The 14,390-nt window shown below is 45.8% G+C and carries 16 protein-coding genes and 2 tRNA genes; 6 read left to right on the top strand and 12 right to left on the bottom strand.

Translation table 11 applies throughout. The features are described from left to right. Positions 1-125 precede the first annotated feature (125 nt). From G7Y39_RS10595 to nusB, 5 genes are all read right to left on the bottom strand, one after another. Complete coding sequence (locus G7Y39_RS10595; RefSeq protein WP_165157444.1) at positions 126-545, bottom strand: DUF5606 domain-containing protein; 420 nt, start codon at positions 543-545, stop codon at positions 126-128. 94 nt (positions 546-639) lie between these two features. Continuing rightward, the gene (gene coaE, locus G7Y39_RS10590; protein ID WP_165157443.1) at positions 640-1,218 is read right to left on the bottom strand and encodes a dephospho-CoA kinase; all 579 of its coding nucleotides are present in this window, start codon (positions 1,216-1,218) and stop codon (positions 640-642) included. Beyond that, positions 1,211-2,224 carry a YbbR-like domain-containing protein gene (locus G7Y39_RS10585; RefSeq protein ID WP_165157442.1) on the bottom strand — a complete coding sequence of 338 codons (1,014 nt, stop codon included), beginning with the start codon at positions 2,222-2,224 and terminating at the stop codon, positions 1,211-1,213. Before G7Y39_RS10585 ends, coaE begins: the two co-directional genes overlap by 8 nt. A 14-nt stretch (positions 2,225-2,238) precedes the next feature. Beyond that, complete coding sequence (yajC, locus tag G7Y39_RS10580; protein WP_121735573.1) at positions 2,239-2,553, bottom strand: preprotein translocase subunit YajC; 315 nt, start codon at positions 2,551-2,553, stop codon at positions 2,239-2,241. 62 nt (positions 2,554-2,615) lie between these two features. Then, on the bottom strand, positions 2,616-3,542 hold the full coding sequence (gene nusB, locus G7Y39_RS10575; protein ID WP_165157441.1) for a transcription antitermination factor NusB: 927 nt from the start codon (positions 3,540-3,542) through the stop codon (positions 2,616-2,618). A 223-nt stretch (positions 3,543-3,765) separates the two neighbouring features. Between nusB and G7Y39_RS10570 the strand changes: the two genes are divergently transcribed. Further along, entirely contained in the window at positions 3,766-4,155 is a 390-nt protein-coding gene (locus G7Y39_RS10570; protein WP_165157440.1) for a DUF3276 family protein, read from the top strand. Positions 4,156-4,264: 109 nt separating this feature from the next. Here G7Y39_RS10570 and G7Y39_RS10565 read toward each other — a convergent pair whose 3' ends face one another. Further along, the gene (locus G7Y39_RS10565) at positions 4,265-4,435 is read right to left on the bottom strand and encodes a DUF362 domain-containing protein (protein ID WP_165157439.1); all 171 of its coding nucleotides are present in this window, start codon (positions 4,433-4,435) and stop codon (positions 4,265-4,267) included. A 153-nt stretch (positions 4,436-4,588) separates the two neighbouring features. Here G7Y39_RS10565 and G7Y39_RS10560 point away from each other — a divergent pair, with 153 nt between their 5' ends. Next, on the top strand, positions 4,589-5,290 hold the full coding sequence (locus G7Y39_RS10560) for a porin family protein (RefSeq protein ID WP_165157438.1): 702 nt from the start codon (positions 4,589-4,591) through the stop codon (positions 5,288-5,290). Here the strand turns inward: G7Y39_RS10560 and G7Y39_RS10555 are convergent. The 3 genes from G7Y39_RS10555 to rsfS are packed head-to-tail and all read right to left on the bottom strand — an operon-like array spanning position 5,277 to position 8,539. Beyond that, a complete protein-coding gene (locus G7Y39_RS10555) occupies positions 5,277-6,110 on the bottom strand; it encodes a phosphatidate cytidylyltransferase (RefSeq protein ID WP_165157437.1) in 834 nt (277 codons plus the stop codon). The genes G7Y39_RS10560 and G7Y39_RS10555 overlap by 14 nt on opposite strands. Beyond that, on the bottom strand, positions 6,107-8,149 hold the full coding sequence (ftsH, locus tag G7Y39_RS10550; RefSeq protein ID WP_165157436.1) for an ATP-dependent zinc metalloprotease FtsH: 2,043 nt from the start codon (positions 8,147-8,149) through the stop codon (positions 6,107-6,109). The genes G7Y39_RS10555 and ftsH overlap by 4 nt, the downstream gene beginning before the upstream one ends. 30 nt (positions 8,150-8,179) lie before the next feature. Continuing rightward, positions 8,180-8,539, bottom strand: coding sequence for a ribosome silencing factor (gene rsfS, locus G7Y39_RS10545; RefSeq protein WP_165157435.1), 360 nt, complete (start codon positions 8,537-8,539; stop codon positions 8,180-8,182). Between the two features lie 244 nt (positions 8,540-8,783). On the opposite strand from rsfS, the gene G7Y39_RS10540 reads away from it, so the two are divergent. Together G7Y39_RS10540 and G7Y39_RS10535 are read left to right on the top strand one after the other, a co-directional pair. Further along, positions 8,784-8,854, top strand: a tRNA-Gln gene (locus tag G7Y39_RS10540). A 33-nt stretch (positions 8,855-8,887) separates the two neighbouring features. Further along, positions 8,888-8,958, top strand: a tRNA-Gln gene (locus tag G7Y39_RS10535). Between the two features lie 62 nt (positions 8,959-9,020). Here G7Y39_RS10535 and G7Y39_RS10530 read toward each other — a convergent pair. Genes G7Y39_RS10530 through dnaG form a run of 3 tightly spaced genes read right to left on the bottom strand, consistent with a single transcriptional unit; the run spans position 9,021 to position 13,228 of the window. Beyond that, positions 9,021-10,340, bottom strand: coding sequence for an ABC transporter permease (locus tag G7Y39_RS10530; protein WP_165157434.1), 1,320 nt, complete (start codon positions 10,338-10,340; stop codon positions 9,021-9,023). Continuing rightward, on the bottom strand, positions 10,337-11,209 hold the full coding sequence (locus G7Y39_RS10525; RefSeq protein ID WP_165157433.1) for an ABC transporter ATP-binding protein: 873 nt from the start codon (positions 11,207-11,209) through the stop codon (positions 10,337-10,339). Before G7Y39_RS10525 ends, G7Y39_RS10530 begins: the two co-directional genes overlap by 4 nt. A 12-nt stretch (positions 11,210-11,221) precedes the next feature. Continuing rightward, the gene (gene dnaG / locus G7Y39_RS10520) at positions 11,222-13,228 is read right to left on the bottom strand and encodes a DNA primase (RefSeq protein ID WP_165157432.1); all 2,007 of its coding nucleotides are present in this window, start codon (positions 13,226-13,228) and stop codon (positions 11,222-11,224) included. A 225-nt stretch (positions 13,229-13,453) separates the two neighbouring features. Here dnaG and G7Y39_RS10515 point away from each other — a divergent pair, with 225 nt between their 5' ends. Together G7Y39_RS10515 and G7Y39_RS10510 are read left to right on the top strand one after the other, a co-directional pair. Then, complete coding sequence (locus G7Y39_RS10515; RefSeq protein ID WP_165157431.1) at positions 13,454-13,990, top strand: UpxY family transcription antiterminator; 537 nt, start codon at positions 13,454-13,456, stop codon at positions 13,988-13,990. 174 nt (positions 13,991-14,164) lie between these two features. Beyond that, positions 14,165-14,390, top strand: a 226-nt coding sequence (locus G7Y39_RS10510; RefSeq protein ID WP_206225162.1) for a PD-(D/E)XK nuclease family transposase, incomplete at its 3' end; no start/stop codon positions are given.

Below are 14,390 nucleotides of genomic sequence, written 5' to 3'. Positions count from 1 at the left end.
GGCTTTTCAGGTATATACAGAGGCGTGGGTTATGTGTAATAGGCTCATATCAATATCGGCGTAAGCCTACACGTATACGTGTGGGTCTACGCCGATACAGGTGTTTTTAAAGGAAGAGTATACCTCTATTCCGCTTCTTTTCCTGTAGCATCTCCCGGGGTGAAGTCCGTGATGCCCGCGTTGATCAAGATGTTATACCAAGCGAGTAATTTCTTGATGTCGCTTGGGTAAACACGCTCGCGGTCGAAGTTCGGCAACACTTCCGCGAAGTAGGAACGCAACTCGTCTGTCGTGGCTTTTGAAGGAACCAAAGAAGTGGTTTTCCCCTCTTCCTTGTTCTTTACGCTGGTCAATACCTCGTGTAAAGGCACTTCTGTTTCATCCGTATAGATTGCGATATCGCCTAATGAGATTACTTTATCTTTTGCGTACGCAGGTACTCTCTTGTTATCAGCCAGCGATTCAACGACCAACATGTTCTTTCCACGGGAAACCAGTTTGTACAGACCGGGTTTTCCCGAAATAGACAAAATAGTCTTCAACATAATGTTCTTTATTTTCTATTAATGTTAAACTTTGAAGCTGCAAATGTAGTATAACTACTTGAATTTAACGAAACGTTCGCGGTAAAAATATGGATTAGGAGAGAAGACATTCGATTAATTGGCCGACTTGTGGTATAAGCGCCTGTCTATTGTCATTATAGATAACATGATCGGAGCGGTCTTTCTTTTCCTCGTCCGACATTTGGCTGTTGATTCTACGTTCGATTTCTTCTCTCGAGGCAGAGTCCCTCTCCAAGGCTCTTTTGATGCGGAGTTCTTTGGGGGCATAGACCATCAAGCTAGTGTCTACTGTTTTGTAGAAACCGGATTCGAATAATATGGCGGATTCGATGGCGCATAAAGGAGAAGTCTGTCTCTTTACCCAAGCTGAGAAATGACGGTTTACCTCGGGATGGATGATCCGGTTGACCTGTTGTAATTGTTCCGGATTATTAAAGATGTGGGAGGCTAGAAGTTTCTTGTCCAATCCCTCACTCGTATAAATAGCCGGGCCGAAAAGGGCAGTTAATTTCTCGCGGATAACCGGGGAGTTATTTGTCAGCCATTTACTTTCCTTGTCCGCTATGTACACAGGTACACCGGATAACGTTAATAACGAGGCTACGACGGATTTGCCGCTCCCGATCCCTCCTGTGATACCTATCTTAATCATGCTTGTTGTTGTGTTCCAAAATAAATTCCACTTTGTCCGGCAATAAGGTTGCCGTGTGTACCCAGTCCGGTTTCTTGGTGAGTTTGACAGGTAGGGTACCAGATACGCTTTGCTCCAGATCCTCAAAAGGTATATGAATCGAGAACATATCTTCCGAAAGCCCTTTGAACCGGGACAAAGGTACACTGCAAGTCACTTTTACGACCGCCGGGAACATACGTACCGTATAGTGTGGCGGTATATGGCTGCAAGAGACCGGTATTTCCAGCGTCTTCTCCGTGTACTCCTCTATCGGGACCGTGATAGATACGCTTTCCGGATCAAAGTTGACTCCGTCTACCTTGATCAGTTGTACGGTTCTCGTAATGTTTTTATTCGCCTTTTTAACTTCGGTGAAGACCGTCTTAACCGAGGTCAACGTATCCAAGATCGCCGCAGTCGCATAAGCGCTGATCTTTTGGGGATTGATCCGGATATCCCCGGATAATTGAAAGCCGGCTTCCATATGGATATCGCCATTAAAAACGACCGGTATCTCCTTATGGACCCGTTGGCTGAAAGCTATATCAATTTGTTGCGGATCAAAACTTTGCAATGTCGTAGTGGCTATCAACTGTTTTTGAATATCGTTCTCGATCTGCCTTTTACTTACTTGAACCGAACCATTTTTCTTCTTCGTATCCTTCATGTTCACCTCGATCGGGGCAAACGATCTTCCAAAAGTATAGTTGAGTAAAACGCTACCTCGGTCCTTTACCTTTGCGGTAATCATTTTCACCTCAGGGGTATTGAACGCTATATCGGCAGGTACATTCTTATACTTGACCGGAAAGACAAGCGCGATCTCATATTCCTGCTGCAAGCTTTGGAGTAGCCAGAAGCCGAAAGCCAAAAGGACGAAAAGGAAAAAGACCAAGGCCTCTTTCCATTTGTCTCCGTGGAAAAAAGCCTTAGTCTTTGCTTGGATAGACTTGAAGGAATTTTGTATGTTCTCAAGTCGCGACATATTCTGTAGCTAGATTATTTCTGCTGCTGAGCGTCTTCCGCTGAAGCGAAAATAGAAGTCTTATCTACACGGATACGTACTCCATCCGCTACTTCGATTAGCATATAAGTATCACCGATCTCTTTGATCTTTCCATAGATACCCCCGGCGGTAATCACTTTATCACCCGTTTTCAATGCCTCGCGGGCTTTCTGGATCTCTTTTTGTTTCTTTTGTTGCGGACGGATCATGAAGAAATAGAAGATAGCTACGATAACTACCATCATCAAAATACCGGACCACTGACTTCCCCCGGCCGGAGCTTGAAGTAAAATACTGAGCAAGTTCATACAATAATAATCGTTTTACAGGTTAATATCAATAATGATATGCGCAAATGTAATGATAATAATTAAGCTTTGAACAATAACTTCTCTTTTTTTAATTCGTTGACGATTGAATCCAGAATTCCGTTGATGAATGTTCCGCTTTTGGGTGTGCTATAATACTTTGCGGCATCGATATATTCATTTAAGGTGACGTTGATGGGAATAGTCGGGAACGATAGAATCTCGGCTAAGGCGACTTGCATGATGATCAAGTCCATGTTGGCGATACGTTCGGTCTCCCAATTCTTCATATGTTTGTCGATGCGCTCGCGATATTCCGTACCGTTCAACAAGCTCTGACGGAATAATTTGATCGCGAAAGCCCTGTCTTCCAAATCCTTGAACATGGGCAATAAGGCTTGTTTACTGCCTTTCTCCTCCTCGAATTTCTTGATAGTCTTCACGGTGAAAGTCTCTATGATCTCAATGTCGTCATTCCAGTAGATGCTTTTATCTTCCAGATATTCCTCTATCATCTCGTTCCCACAGATTACTTTCTTGAAGATCTGGCGCCAGAACTCACGATCCGTCTCGTACGAGTCTTCTTCGTTTTTCAAGTATTCGGCGTAAATCTCAGAACTTAAGATCGTATCCAACACGTTTTTAATGAACTCATCGTCGTTGCTCCATGAGAGACCTTGCTCATCTACATACTTTTTCAACGTATCATTTTCCGCCAATTGAGCGACGAAGCGATTGTCTATGAAGCGCATATTCGGGTTTAACTCCTCGTCGGTAGGCATGTATTTGCATTTCCGGGTGTCAAGGATCCTTCTTCGCAGGTTGGTGACGTCGATAATTAGGAGCAAGAAATAATAATATAAGTCGTATGACTTCTGAAGGCTGAAAAGCAATTCGTTTTCCGCAACTTTGAGGTCGCCGTTCCCGTTCTGATAGTAAGAGTATACTATCTGTAAAACCTTAATGCGGATTAAAATTCTGTTGATCATCGTTTGAAGGAACTTCTTGTTATAAATTAGGCCGCAAAGGTAGTCGTTTTTTTCGTAAAAGAATCCGGATTTACTTAAATTTATACGTGTTAGATGATATTTTATAAATTTAGACTCAATGTGCGTATTTTCGATCGTTAAAATAGTTGCTAATTAAAAAAAAATGCACATATTTGAGGCTAGTTATATAAAGTGGGTGGGTTTTTAACGAATGTTAGCTGTCATGGAAGAATCAATAAAGAAAAAACATGTTGAAGGTGGCGACAGGGAGATTTTATATTCCAAAGCCATCAAGGCGGGAAAACGAATTTATTATCTGGACGTGAAGAGGAATTTGAAAGATGACCTATTCGTTGCCGTTACGGAAAGTAAGAAAGTTCAATCAAAGGATGGTTCGCAAATCTCATTCGAGAAGCATAAGATTTTCCTTTATAAGGAAGACTTCGAGAAGTTCATGGAGGGAATGCAGGATGTAATAGGTTACATCAAGGACTCGAATCTGAGGGGATCCGCGGAAGATGCGGTGGAACCCGAAGAGGAGGAAGCGATACCCAGCGATTCTCCGGAGGGGGATATGTCTTCCGGCGCTATAAAGTTGGATATTGAGTTTTAATGTAACACGAAGAAAAAAGGATAACGGGCTGTTTCCTCCCTGCGAGTGAACAGCCCGTTATGTGTTTTAGGCACTTCCCGTAAAGGGAAATCCTATTCTTTGCTGCGAATTATTTAGCCGGATGGATAGCCTCTGTAGGACATGCGTCAGCGCAAGTTCCACAATCTGCACACACTTCAGGGTTGATGCTGTATTTATCACCTTCTGAAATTGCTCCTACCGGACACTCATCAATACAAGTTCCGCATGCAATACAATCATCGCTAATTACGTAAGCCATTTTTTTAAACGTTTAAATTGATAACTATTGGTTGGTGCAAAAGTATAGATTTCTTTCTATTTAAAAAATATCTACCGGCTTATTTTCTTCAAAAATCTTGTTTTTTGCAATATCTTTGTTCCGTTTTCGTTATTAAGCAAAACAGGTTGAGATTTGAGACGATTGTTACTTATACTATATGTAGTAAGCTTGGTTTCCATGGGAGCCATGGCTCAGAAGGAGAGGGTGAGGAATCAGCCGTACGCTGATTTGAAATGGTTTCATCTTGGATTTCATGTGGGTATTCACTCGCAGGATTTATTATTGACCCATACCGGTGTCACGACCCATGGAGAGACTTGGTTCGCGGAGATTCCCTCTTATTCGCCCGGCTTCAGTGTCGGGGTGATCGGAGATATGTATATGAATCCTTATTTCAATTTACGCTTCACACCTTCTATCCATTTCGGAGACAAGAAATTTAAGTTCCGGGAGCAGGCTACGGGAGAGGAATTCGTCACGAACGTTCGTTCCAGTTATCTGAATTTCCCGTTAGACGTTAAATATACGGCCTTGCGCTTGAATAATTATCGTCCTTATTTGATCGGCGGTATCTATGGATCCGTGGATATAGGGCGTAAGAAAGGCAATCCGATTCTATTGAAGAGTACGGACTTCGGATTTGAGTTTGGCGTGGGATGTGATATCTATCTACCCTATTTTAAGTTATGTCCGGAGCTTAAATTCTGTTTCGGACTGGTTGACCTATTGGAGAAAGATCGTCCGGACTTGGTCGATCAGGTAAATATCAAATATACGGATGCGCTATCGAAAGCTACTTCCCGTATGGTGATCTTGACGTTTAATTTCGAATAAATAACTCGATATAGATATAAGCGGCCGGGATTGCCATCATTACGCTATCGAAGCGATCCAGCATGCCTCCGTGCCCGGGTAATATATGCCCGGAATCTTTCACGCCTAACGTGCGTTTCATCAGCGATTCGATCAAGTCTCCCCAAGTCCCGAATACTACGATCGCCATGGCTAGTCCAAGCCATGTGTACCGGTTCGTGGCCGGCATGAACCCAGCGAATATTTGGGAAGTTATTAAAACGAACGTTAATCCCCCATAGAAGCCTTCCCACGACTTTTTAGGAGAGATACGTTCGAACAACCTTCTTTTTCCGAACATAGATCCTACCAGATAAGCTACCGTATCATTTACCCATACGAAAACGAAAATAGCCAAGGCAAAATAGGGGATATGTATGATCTCGCCCGGTGTATTGGGAACCGATGTGATAAAGTTTAGCAGAGAGAAAGAGCCTGCGCAATAGATTTGACCGAACAGGGTCAATGCCCAGTTATTGATCGGATTGCTGGCTTTATCGTAAAGCTCGGTGATCAGGGTATACATTAGAAATAAAAGATAGGGGAGAAATACATTGCCCCCTACCAACCCATTGGCGTAACCGAATGTGGCGGCGAAAAGGTAGGCTCCTCCCAAGGAACTGACAAACCGTTTGATGGCGGCATTCTCATACTGTTTGACCAATCCGTAGAACTCCCATAGAGAAAGTCCGGTAATGAGTCCGAATACCGCGAGAAAATAATAGGAGTGGAAATAGATCGCGCCGACCAATACCGCTACGAAAATGATGCCAGTCAATGCACGTGTAATCAGATTTTTCAAAACAATCGTGTTTTTGCTTGTTCGTAATTTGGGTCGCGAATATAACGAATCGCCTCCGCCTCCTTATCCGCGTTCTCCTTGTTCTTTCCGTTAGCCTTTTCCTGCAACTCCAGAATCTCTTGCGAACGGGAGATCCAAGCACGTTTCCCGAAGATATGCTCTACATCTTCCGAGTAGATTACCTCACGATCCAATAATACCTGCGCCAACTTGCTATGTCCCTCGTTATTCTCGGATAAGATTCGTTTTGCCCTGTCGTATTGCTCATTGATGATCTTCTGTACTTCCGTATCGATCAATTTGGCGGTCTCCTCACTATAAGGCTTGGTGAATCCCCAATCCTGTCCGGTGGAGTCGTAATAGTTCAAGTTGGGAAGCTTATCGCTCATACCGAAGTAAACGACCATCGCATAGGCTTGTTTCGTGACACGTTCCAAATCGTTGGATGCGCCTGTGGATATTTTCCCCAGGACCAGTTCCTCCGCGGCCCGTCCTCCCAAGGTAGCGCACATCTCATCCTGCAATTGCTCGCGGGTGGTGATCTGTCTCTCTTCCGGCAAGTACCATGCCGCACCCAGTGCCTTCCCGCGGGGAACGATTGTCACCTTGACCAGCGGATTGGCGTGTTCCAACAACCAACTTAATGTAGCGTGTCCGGCCTCATGGTTCGCGATACATCTACGTTCTTCCTCCGTCATGATCTTCGAGCGTTTCTCCAGACCTCCGACAATGCGGTCTACCGCGTTCATAAAATCTTCTTTTTGCACGAATTTCTTCCCGTTACGGGCGGCGATCAAAGCAGCCTCATTACAAACATTCGCGATATCAGCCCCCGAGAAGCCCGGAGTCTGCCTTGCCAGGAACTCAGCGTCTACGCTTTCATCGATCTTGATCGGACGTAAATGTACGCCGAATATTTCCTTACGCTCATTCAAATCCGGTAACTCAACATGAATCTGACGGTCAAAACGCCCGGCACGCAACAATGCTTTATCCAAAATGTCCGCACGGTTTGTAGCGGCTAAGATAATGACACCACTGTTAGAACCGAAACCATCCATTTCGGTCAATAGCTGGTTCAACGTGTTCTCACGCTCGTCATTACTATTCATATTCGCGTTCTTCCCCCGCGCACGGCCTACCGCGTCGATCTCATCAATAAAGACGATGCAGGGCGATTTTTCCTTCGCTTGGCGGAACAGGTCACGCACACGGGAGGCGCCTACACCGACAAACATCTCCACGAAATCAGAACCGGACAAGGAGAAAAACGGCACATTCGCCTCTCCGGCAACAGCCTTCGCCAATAATGTCTTACCGGTTCCCGGAGGGCCTACCAATAAGGCACCCTTAGGTATCTTACCTCCTAGTTCGGTATATTTTTCCGGATTCTTCAAGAAAGAGACGATTTCCTCTACCTCTTGTTTTGCTTCCGCCAATCCGGCGACATCCCTGAATGTCACCTTACGGTCGTTGTCTTTATCAAAAAGCTGGGCTTTCGCTTTACCAACGCTGAACACGCCACCCGGGCCTGCGCCGGTACCACCGGACATACGCCTCATCAAGAACATCCATACACCGATCAATAGGATAATCGGGCCGAACGAAACCAAGAAATTCCAGATAGCGTCATCGCCTTCCTCGAACCGGACTTGCGTGTCGATATGATTATCGGCTACCGCTTTGTCATAGAAATCGGAAAATTTGTCGGCCGATGGGATCTTTACGTATACTTTCGGAGAAACCCCGATTTTAGAAACGTCCATGTTCCCGAAGACCCGTTCGGCATGTCCGCTTTTCACGGTCGCCTCCACCAAGTTCTTCTTGTTGTAGACCGTCATTTTATCGAATATGTTTTCCCGCGCTAGTTTCTGGAACTCCGTCCAACCTAGCTCTTTCGTTCCCGAAGAATCATTTGTCATGTATAGGGCGACAAGCATGATAAAGATCAACCCGTACATCCAATACAAGTTAAAACGAAACATCTTGGGTTTCCCTCCCTTCGGTGTTTTATTAAATAGGTCGTTTTTATTTTCCATAAGAAATCATCCTCAAATATTTAGGCCTGCTTAATCCATGTCGGGTACTTGTATAACCCTCGAGTCTGCCCAAAGGTTCTCCAAGTTATAGAACGCACGTTGCTCCGGCAAGAATATATGCACAAGAACCGTGCCATAATCCATGCCGATCCATCGAGCGCCCTGTGTACCGTCAATGGATAAAGGCTTCTCATTTGCATTTTTGCGTGCGAAATCCCATACGGAATCAGATAAAGCGGAAACTTGAGTGGGCGTGTTTCCCTCACAAATGACCATATATTGACAAATGGCGCCGGAAATCTGGCTTAAATCTACTGTTACAATATTTTTGCCTCTTTTCTCTTGAAGGCCTTCGATAATCGTTTTTACTAATTCTTTTGCTTGATCCATTTATTTCTTATTGATATAATTCTCCGAGCCGCGAATATACTTCTTAATTCGTTACATACATCCTTTTCTTTCATTAATATGTGTGTAATACCTTTTTGAGACGATCTCTCCGGCCGTTATAAGCTTTTAAAAAAAGCACGCACGTCTTTTTCCCGGACATTTTTTTCGAAGGTTTATTTGCGAATTTTGAAAAAGTATATACCTTTGCACTCGCCAACAAGCGAGTGGGCGATTTGTTAAATATTGTTCTATGGTGTAATGGTAGCACAACAGATTCTGGTCCTGTTTGTCCTGGTTCGAATCCAGGTAGAACAACGTTTGAGGTCTCCCCGGTAATTTTGTAGAGATTGTTCTATGGTGTAATGGTAGCACAACAGATTCTGGTCCTGTTTGTCCTGGTTCGAATCCGGGTAGAACAACTTGAAAAAGCCTCGTTATTCGATAAGAGTAGCGAGGCTTTTAGGCTGTAGATATCCTGTTTTCATTTGTAACGAATCCATTTGGACATCTCTTTTATACTGGGTTTCTTACCATACATAAGAATGCCTACGCGGTATATTTTGGCGGAGAGCCAAGTGAAACCGATGGATAATAGATACAAAAATCCAATGGAAAGTAGTATTTCCCACAAAGGCACCTCGAATGGCACCCGGACCATCATGACGATCGGCGAGGTGAATGGGATCATGGAGCACCAGAACGCTAATGGCCCGTCGGGGTTTTCCATGCTGTAGATTCCCGCGTAGAGGGCGAAAACCAAAAGGAGCGTCACCGGTAGCATGAATTGTTGCGTGTCTTCCTGGCCGTCTACGGCTGATCCGATAGCGGCGAATAAAGAAGAATATAACAAGTAGCCGCCTATGAAATAAACGATAAACAAGATGCCTATCTCGGTGAAGTTGATCGTATGAAGCATCTCTATCCATTCATTTCCCGACTGCCGGGCAGCGATAGCCGTCATGTCAGGGGCTGTGGTGTTAAGTGCCATGCTTGACCGCAATATCTCGCTCTCCATACCTCCTCCTAAAAAGAAAGTTCCCCCGGTGATGAGCATGAAGGTCATGATCGCCCAAAGGAATACTTGGGTAAGCCCGACAAAACCGATCCCTATGATCTTGCCCATCATCAAGTCGAAAGGCTTGACAGACGAGATCATAATCTCGACGATCCGGTTCGTCTTTTCTTCCATAACCCCTTGCATGACCATTCCTCCATAGATCAGGATGAACAGATAGATAAGCATGGTGAAAATTACTCCGGTTATGGATGCCACTACGGACGAGGACTGCTTTTCGCTCCCGTCATCCCCCCACTTGACCGTTTGTATGTTGAAATCTACTTTACTTGCCTTCAGGATCTCTTGCAGATTAGGGATATTGAATGTTGCCAGTTTGTCACGCTCTATCTGCTTCTTCAATGTCATATTGACGAGTCGGCTCAAATCCGCCGGGATTTGTTTCTTGGAATAGAGGGTCGCGTTTTTCGGATTTTTCCGCAAGTCGTCAGAGATGTTGAGAAACGCGAATATCTCCTTTTCCGACATTTGTCTGTACTTATCCATATCTTTGTCGCCATTGATAAAACGATAGCTTTCCGTATCCTCGAACAACGGGGCGTATTTGCCGGTGGCATCGAGTATGGCGACCGTATGAACCTCATCTCCCTTGATGGAAGAGAGCCACAGGGGGACGAAAGCGAGTGCCGCGAATAGAAACGGCGTGAGGAACGTGAGCAGGATAAAAGATTTCTTGCTTACTCTCCGGAGATATTCTCGTTTGATGATCAATCCAATTTTACTCATGCTTTTGGTGTGTTTGTGCCGGAAACGGTGTTGATAAAAATGTCATTCATGGAAGGGATCTCCTCCGTGAAGGAGAGTATTTCATAGCGGGAGGCGAGCTTCGTCAGCCATTCCGAGTTGCCGATAGGCTCTTCCTTGCGTACCCGCAGTTCTTCGGTCTCTCCCGGCCCCTTGCGCACATTCAGTATATAAGTGTTGTTTTTGAAACGTTCACGTACCTCCTTCACGTTACCCGACAAAACGACTTGGGAACGGTTGATAAGGGCGATATCGTCACAAATCTCCTCCACGGACGACATGTTGTGCGTGGAGAATATGATGGTATGCCCGGCCGCTTTCAATTCCAATATCTCTTGTTTAATACGATCGGCGTTGACCGGATCGAATCCGCTGAAAGGCTCGTCGAAGATCAATAACTCGGGTTCGTGTATCACGGTGATGATGAACTGCACTTTCTGCTGCATGCCTTTCGACAGCTCCTCCAGTTTGCGATTCCACCAAGGCATGATGTCAAATTTCTCGAACCAACGGGTCAGACGCTTGCGTGCCTCTGAATAGGAGAGACCCTTCAATTGCGCCAGGTAGATAGCCTGCTCTCCGACTTTCATCTTTTTATACAACCCTCTCTCCTCCGGCAGATAGCCGATCCGGTAGATGTCTTCCGGGCCGGATTCACGGCCGTTGAAGCGAACGATTCCGCTATCCGGCGCCGTAATCCGGTTGATGATCCGGATCAAGGTGGTCTTGCCGGCTCCGTTAGGCCCCAGTAATCCAAAAACAGTTCCTTGAGGAACTTGGATACTCACCTTGTCTAGTGCCAAATGTCCGGCGTACTGTTTTACCACGTTTTCTGTCTCAAGGTAATTCATAGATGTTTTTTATTACATGTTCAATACGATACGCTCGCCCAGCTCTTTGCAGAGTACGTTCTTGATCTCGTTGAGGCGGGCGTTCTGTTTCATCAAATCAAAGATCTGCTCCATGTCTCCCCTGTTTTGAGCCTCTTTGATTTTCACTTGGATATCCTTTATTTTATGGAGGATATAGGCCTCTTTCATAGAATAGATTTCCCGGGGTACCAAGTAATCCAATTTGTTTTCTTCTTGCTCCAGTTCTCTGAACTTCGTATGATATTTACTAAGCTGATACTTGTCGCTGATAAGGTTGGCGGCAACCCGGCTGATGTTCGGGTCCGGATGGGCAAGGAAATAGCGACTGGCCATAAAACCCTCGTCCCGGCAATGTTCGGCCGCCTCGTCCAACATTTGCTTGAAGGTCGGCGTATAAAAGGTGAGGTCGTCGCGTTCCAGATCGAAACGGATATAATCAGCGACCCGCATGATGACACGCTCGTTGCTCTCCTCATCCACGTAGTCATAGAGGACACGTTCGCCGTACCGTACGATATAACGCAAAAGAGCCAATTCGTAAGCCTCGAAAGGAGAGCGTCTCGGTTGGGGGGAGTGTATGTCGGGAGCCGTCGGAGCCTCGTCGGGAGGAGTAGGAGGCGGAGCCGCTTCCTCTTTCGGGATATAATCCTCGGGCGGTGCGTTCCTTACGGATTTAGACGCTTGGTTTTCTTCCTTGTGGAGACGGATCTTATTAACCTCGTTAAGTAAAACCTGCTCGTCTATCTCCAGGGTCGTACTACATTCCCGGATATACACGGAGCGGGCGATAGTATCGGGTATGATCGCTACCGTACGGATTATATCCGAGATCAAGGCAGAGCGTTTGATCGGATCGCCATTCGCTTCCGCCAATAGTAACTTTGTCTTGAAACGGATGAAATCGGTCTCGTTCCGGCTGATAAACTCCGCGAACTCGCTCGCGCTATGGGTGCGGGCAAACGAGTCCGGGTCTTCTCCTGCCGGAAGAAGCACGACCTTGACGTTCATCCCTTCTTCCAACAACATATCGATACCCCGGAGAGCCGCTTTGATTCCGGCGGCGTCGCCATCGTACAATACCGTGATATTATTCGTGAAGCGGCGTATGAGCCGGATTTGCCCTTGTGTGAGCGCGGTACCCGAGGAAGCGACCACGTTCTCCACGCCCACTTGGTGCATGCCGATCACGTCCATATATCCTTCCACCAGGAAACAGCGATCTTGTTTCATGATCGCTTGCTTGGCGAAATAGATGCCGTAAAGCTCGTTGCTCTTGTGATAGATCTCGCTTTCGGGGGAGTTTACGTACTTTGCGGTCTTCTCGTCCTTTTTCAATACACGTCCGCCGAATGCCACGATTTTTCCGCTTAGCGTATGGACGGGAAAGATGACACGTCCCCGAAAACGATCGTTCACGTTTCCGTTATCATACGTGATAACTAAACCGGTTTTCTCGAGGAATTCCCTTTTATAGCCTGCTTTTATAGCGGTTTTGTACAAGGCATCCCGTTGGTCCAAGCTATACCCGAGCTGGAATTTGCGGATGATATCTTCCCGCAGTCCTCGCTCGGCGAAGTAGCGCATACCTACGCTTTTCCCTTCAACATGCTCACGCAATAAGGTAGAGAAGTATTGCCCTGCCCAACTATTCACGATAAGCATACTTTCCCGGTCGCTACGGATTTGTTTCTCTTTTTCGGTAAGTTCCCGTTCCTGTATCTCTATATGGTATTTTTTCGCCAGAAAGCGCAAGGCGTCGAAATAGCTGAGTTGCTCGTGCTTCATGATGAAGTGAACAGCGGTTCCACCTTCTCCACAAGCGAAACACTTACAGATATTCTTCGAGGGGGATACATAAAAAGACGGTGATTTGTCCGAATGAAACGGGCACAATCCTACATAGTTGACCCCTCGTTTCCGAAGAGTCACGAATTCAGAGACAACATCCACGATGTTCGCCGCATCCAATATCCGGTCTATGGTAGGTTGATCGATCATTTTAAATTACTCCTTTTTTAGCGAACACAAATGTAGTGAAAAATAACTAAACAAAAACAATGCCTGACGTTTGCTTGTGTTTGGTTGTTTTTTATTATATTCGCGGCGTGAGACGAGTACCACTCGTCAAGTATGCTTCCCAACTCGTAGGAAACTATCGTTTAACTGATTGGATATTAACAAAATACATATCTTTTCAGGACTAGAAGAATCATATCTTATCCAATGGAACATCCTTTTACAGACGATTGGTTTGTGTTGCGAGACCTGACCCGTCCCAACGCGAAACACCCGGCCTACAGGTTGCTGGAAGAAAAGGGCATTGAGATTTTCACGCCTATGCGTTGGCGGTTGATCGAGAGGAAGGGCAAGCGGATTCGCGAGGAGGTCCCTCTTCTGCACGATCTACTGTTTGCCCATACGACCCATGCGTGTATGGATCCAATCGTAGAAGAGATCAGTACCCTCCAATATCGTTATTTGCGAGGAGGCTACCGTAAACCGATGACGGTAGGCCATGCAGAGATGAGTCGTTTTATCCGTGCCGTCCATTCCGATGATTCCCCACGCTATTTCCCGGTAGAAGAATTAACTCCCGCGATGTACGGTCGCATGATCCGTATCGAAGGTGGCCCATTGGATGGCTACGAGGGTCGTTTACTCGCTATACGGGGTTCCCGTGTAAAACGTTTGATCGTAGAGATCCCCGGTCTGTTAGTCGCCGCGGTGGAGGTCAATCCTGAATATATCCGATTGCTATAATGTACATAGATCCATATTCTATGGGAATTTTCAAACCTCCTTTTCTCTCACACATGCGTATGCGCATGCATAGGGAACAAGCCCTATTGGTGGTTTGCAGGTGGTTTAATTTGACCATTCCTTTGTTTTTATGGATAAAAACCAGTATCTTTATCCGGCAAAATAAAAGATCTTATGGAACATTACATACGTTTTGACTGGGCGATGAAGCGCCTTCTCCGGAATAAGGCGAACCACGCCGTACTGGAGGGTTTGATGACCTCTTTGCTGGGGACTCGTTTCAAGATCGTTCGATTCTTGGAGAGCGAGTCGAACCAGGAGAGCCCTGAGGATAAGTTCAACCGAGTGGACATCTTGGCCGAGAGCGAGAAGGGAGAGTTGGTCATCTTCGAGATCCAGA

Origin of the sequence: Parabacteroides sp. ZJ-118 (assembly GCF_011038785.1) — a bacterium.
Taxonomy (GTDB): domain Bacteria; phylum Bacteroidota; class Bacteroidia; order Bacteroidales; family Tannerellaceae; genus Parabacteroides.
The sequence above is the reverse complement of the archived record's forward strand: the minus strand, read 5'-3'. Positions and strand labels throughout refer to the sequence as shown.

Bases quoted from the DNA above. Each gene is read 5' to 3' on its own strand.
- G7Y39_RS10515 (WP_165157431.1), top strand. From the start codon at position 13,454: ATGGAACATCCTTTTACAGACGATTGGTTTGTGTTGCGAGACCTGACC.
- yajC (WP_121735573.1), bottom strand. From the start codon at position 2,553: ATGAACTTGCTCAGTATTTTACTTCAAGCTCCGGCCGGGGGAAGTCAG.
- G7Y39_RS10565 (WP_165157439.1), bottom strand. From the start codon at position 4,435: ATGGCTTACGTAATTAGCGATGATTGTATTGCATGCGGAACTTGTATT.
- G7Y39_RS10585 (WP_165157442.1), bottom strand. From the start codon at position 2,224: ATGTCGCGACTTGAGAACATACAAAATTCCTTCAAGTCTATCCAAGCA.
- G7Y39_RS10570 (WP_165157440.1), top strand. From the start codon at position 3,766: ATGGAAGAATCAATAAAGAAAAAACATGTTGAAGGTGGCGACAGGGAG.
- rsfS (WP_165157435.1), bottom strand. From the start codon at position 8,539: ATGGATCAAGCAAAAGAATTAGTAAAAACGATTATCGAAGGCCTTCAA.
- coaE (WP_165157443.1), bottom strand. From the start codon at position 1,218: ATGATTAAGATAGGTATCACAGGAGGGATCGGGAGCGGCAAATCCGTC.
- G7Y39_RS10595 (WP_165157444.1), bottom strand. From the start codon at position 545: ATGTTGAAGACTATTTTGTCTATTTCGGGAAAACCCGGTCTGTACAAA.
- G7Y39_RS10530 (WP_165157434.1), bottom strand. From the start codon at position 10,340: ATGAGTAAAATTGGATTGATCATCAAACGAGAATATCTCCGGAGAGTA.
- nusB (WP_165157441.1), bottom strand. From the start codon at position 3,542: ATGATCAACAGAATTTTAATCCGCATTAAGGTTTTACAGATAGTATAC.
- G7Y39_RS10525 (WP_165157433.1), bottom strand. From the start codon at position 11,209: ATGAATTACCTTGAGACAGAAAACGTGGTAAAACAGTACGCCGGACAT.
- ftsH (WP_165157436.1), bottom strand. From the start codon at position 8,149: ATGGAAAATAAAAACGACCTATTTAATAAAACACCGAAGGGAGGGAAA.
- dnaG (WP_165157432.1), bottom strand. From the start codon at position 13,228: ATGATCGATCAACCTACCATAGACCGGATATTGGATGCGGCGAACATC.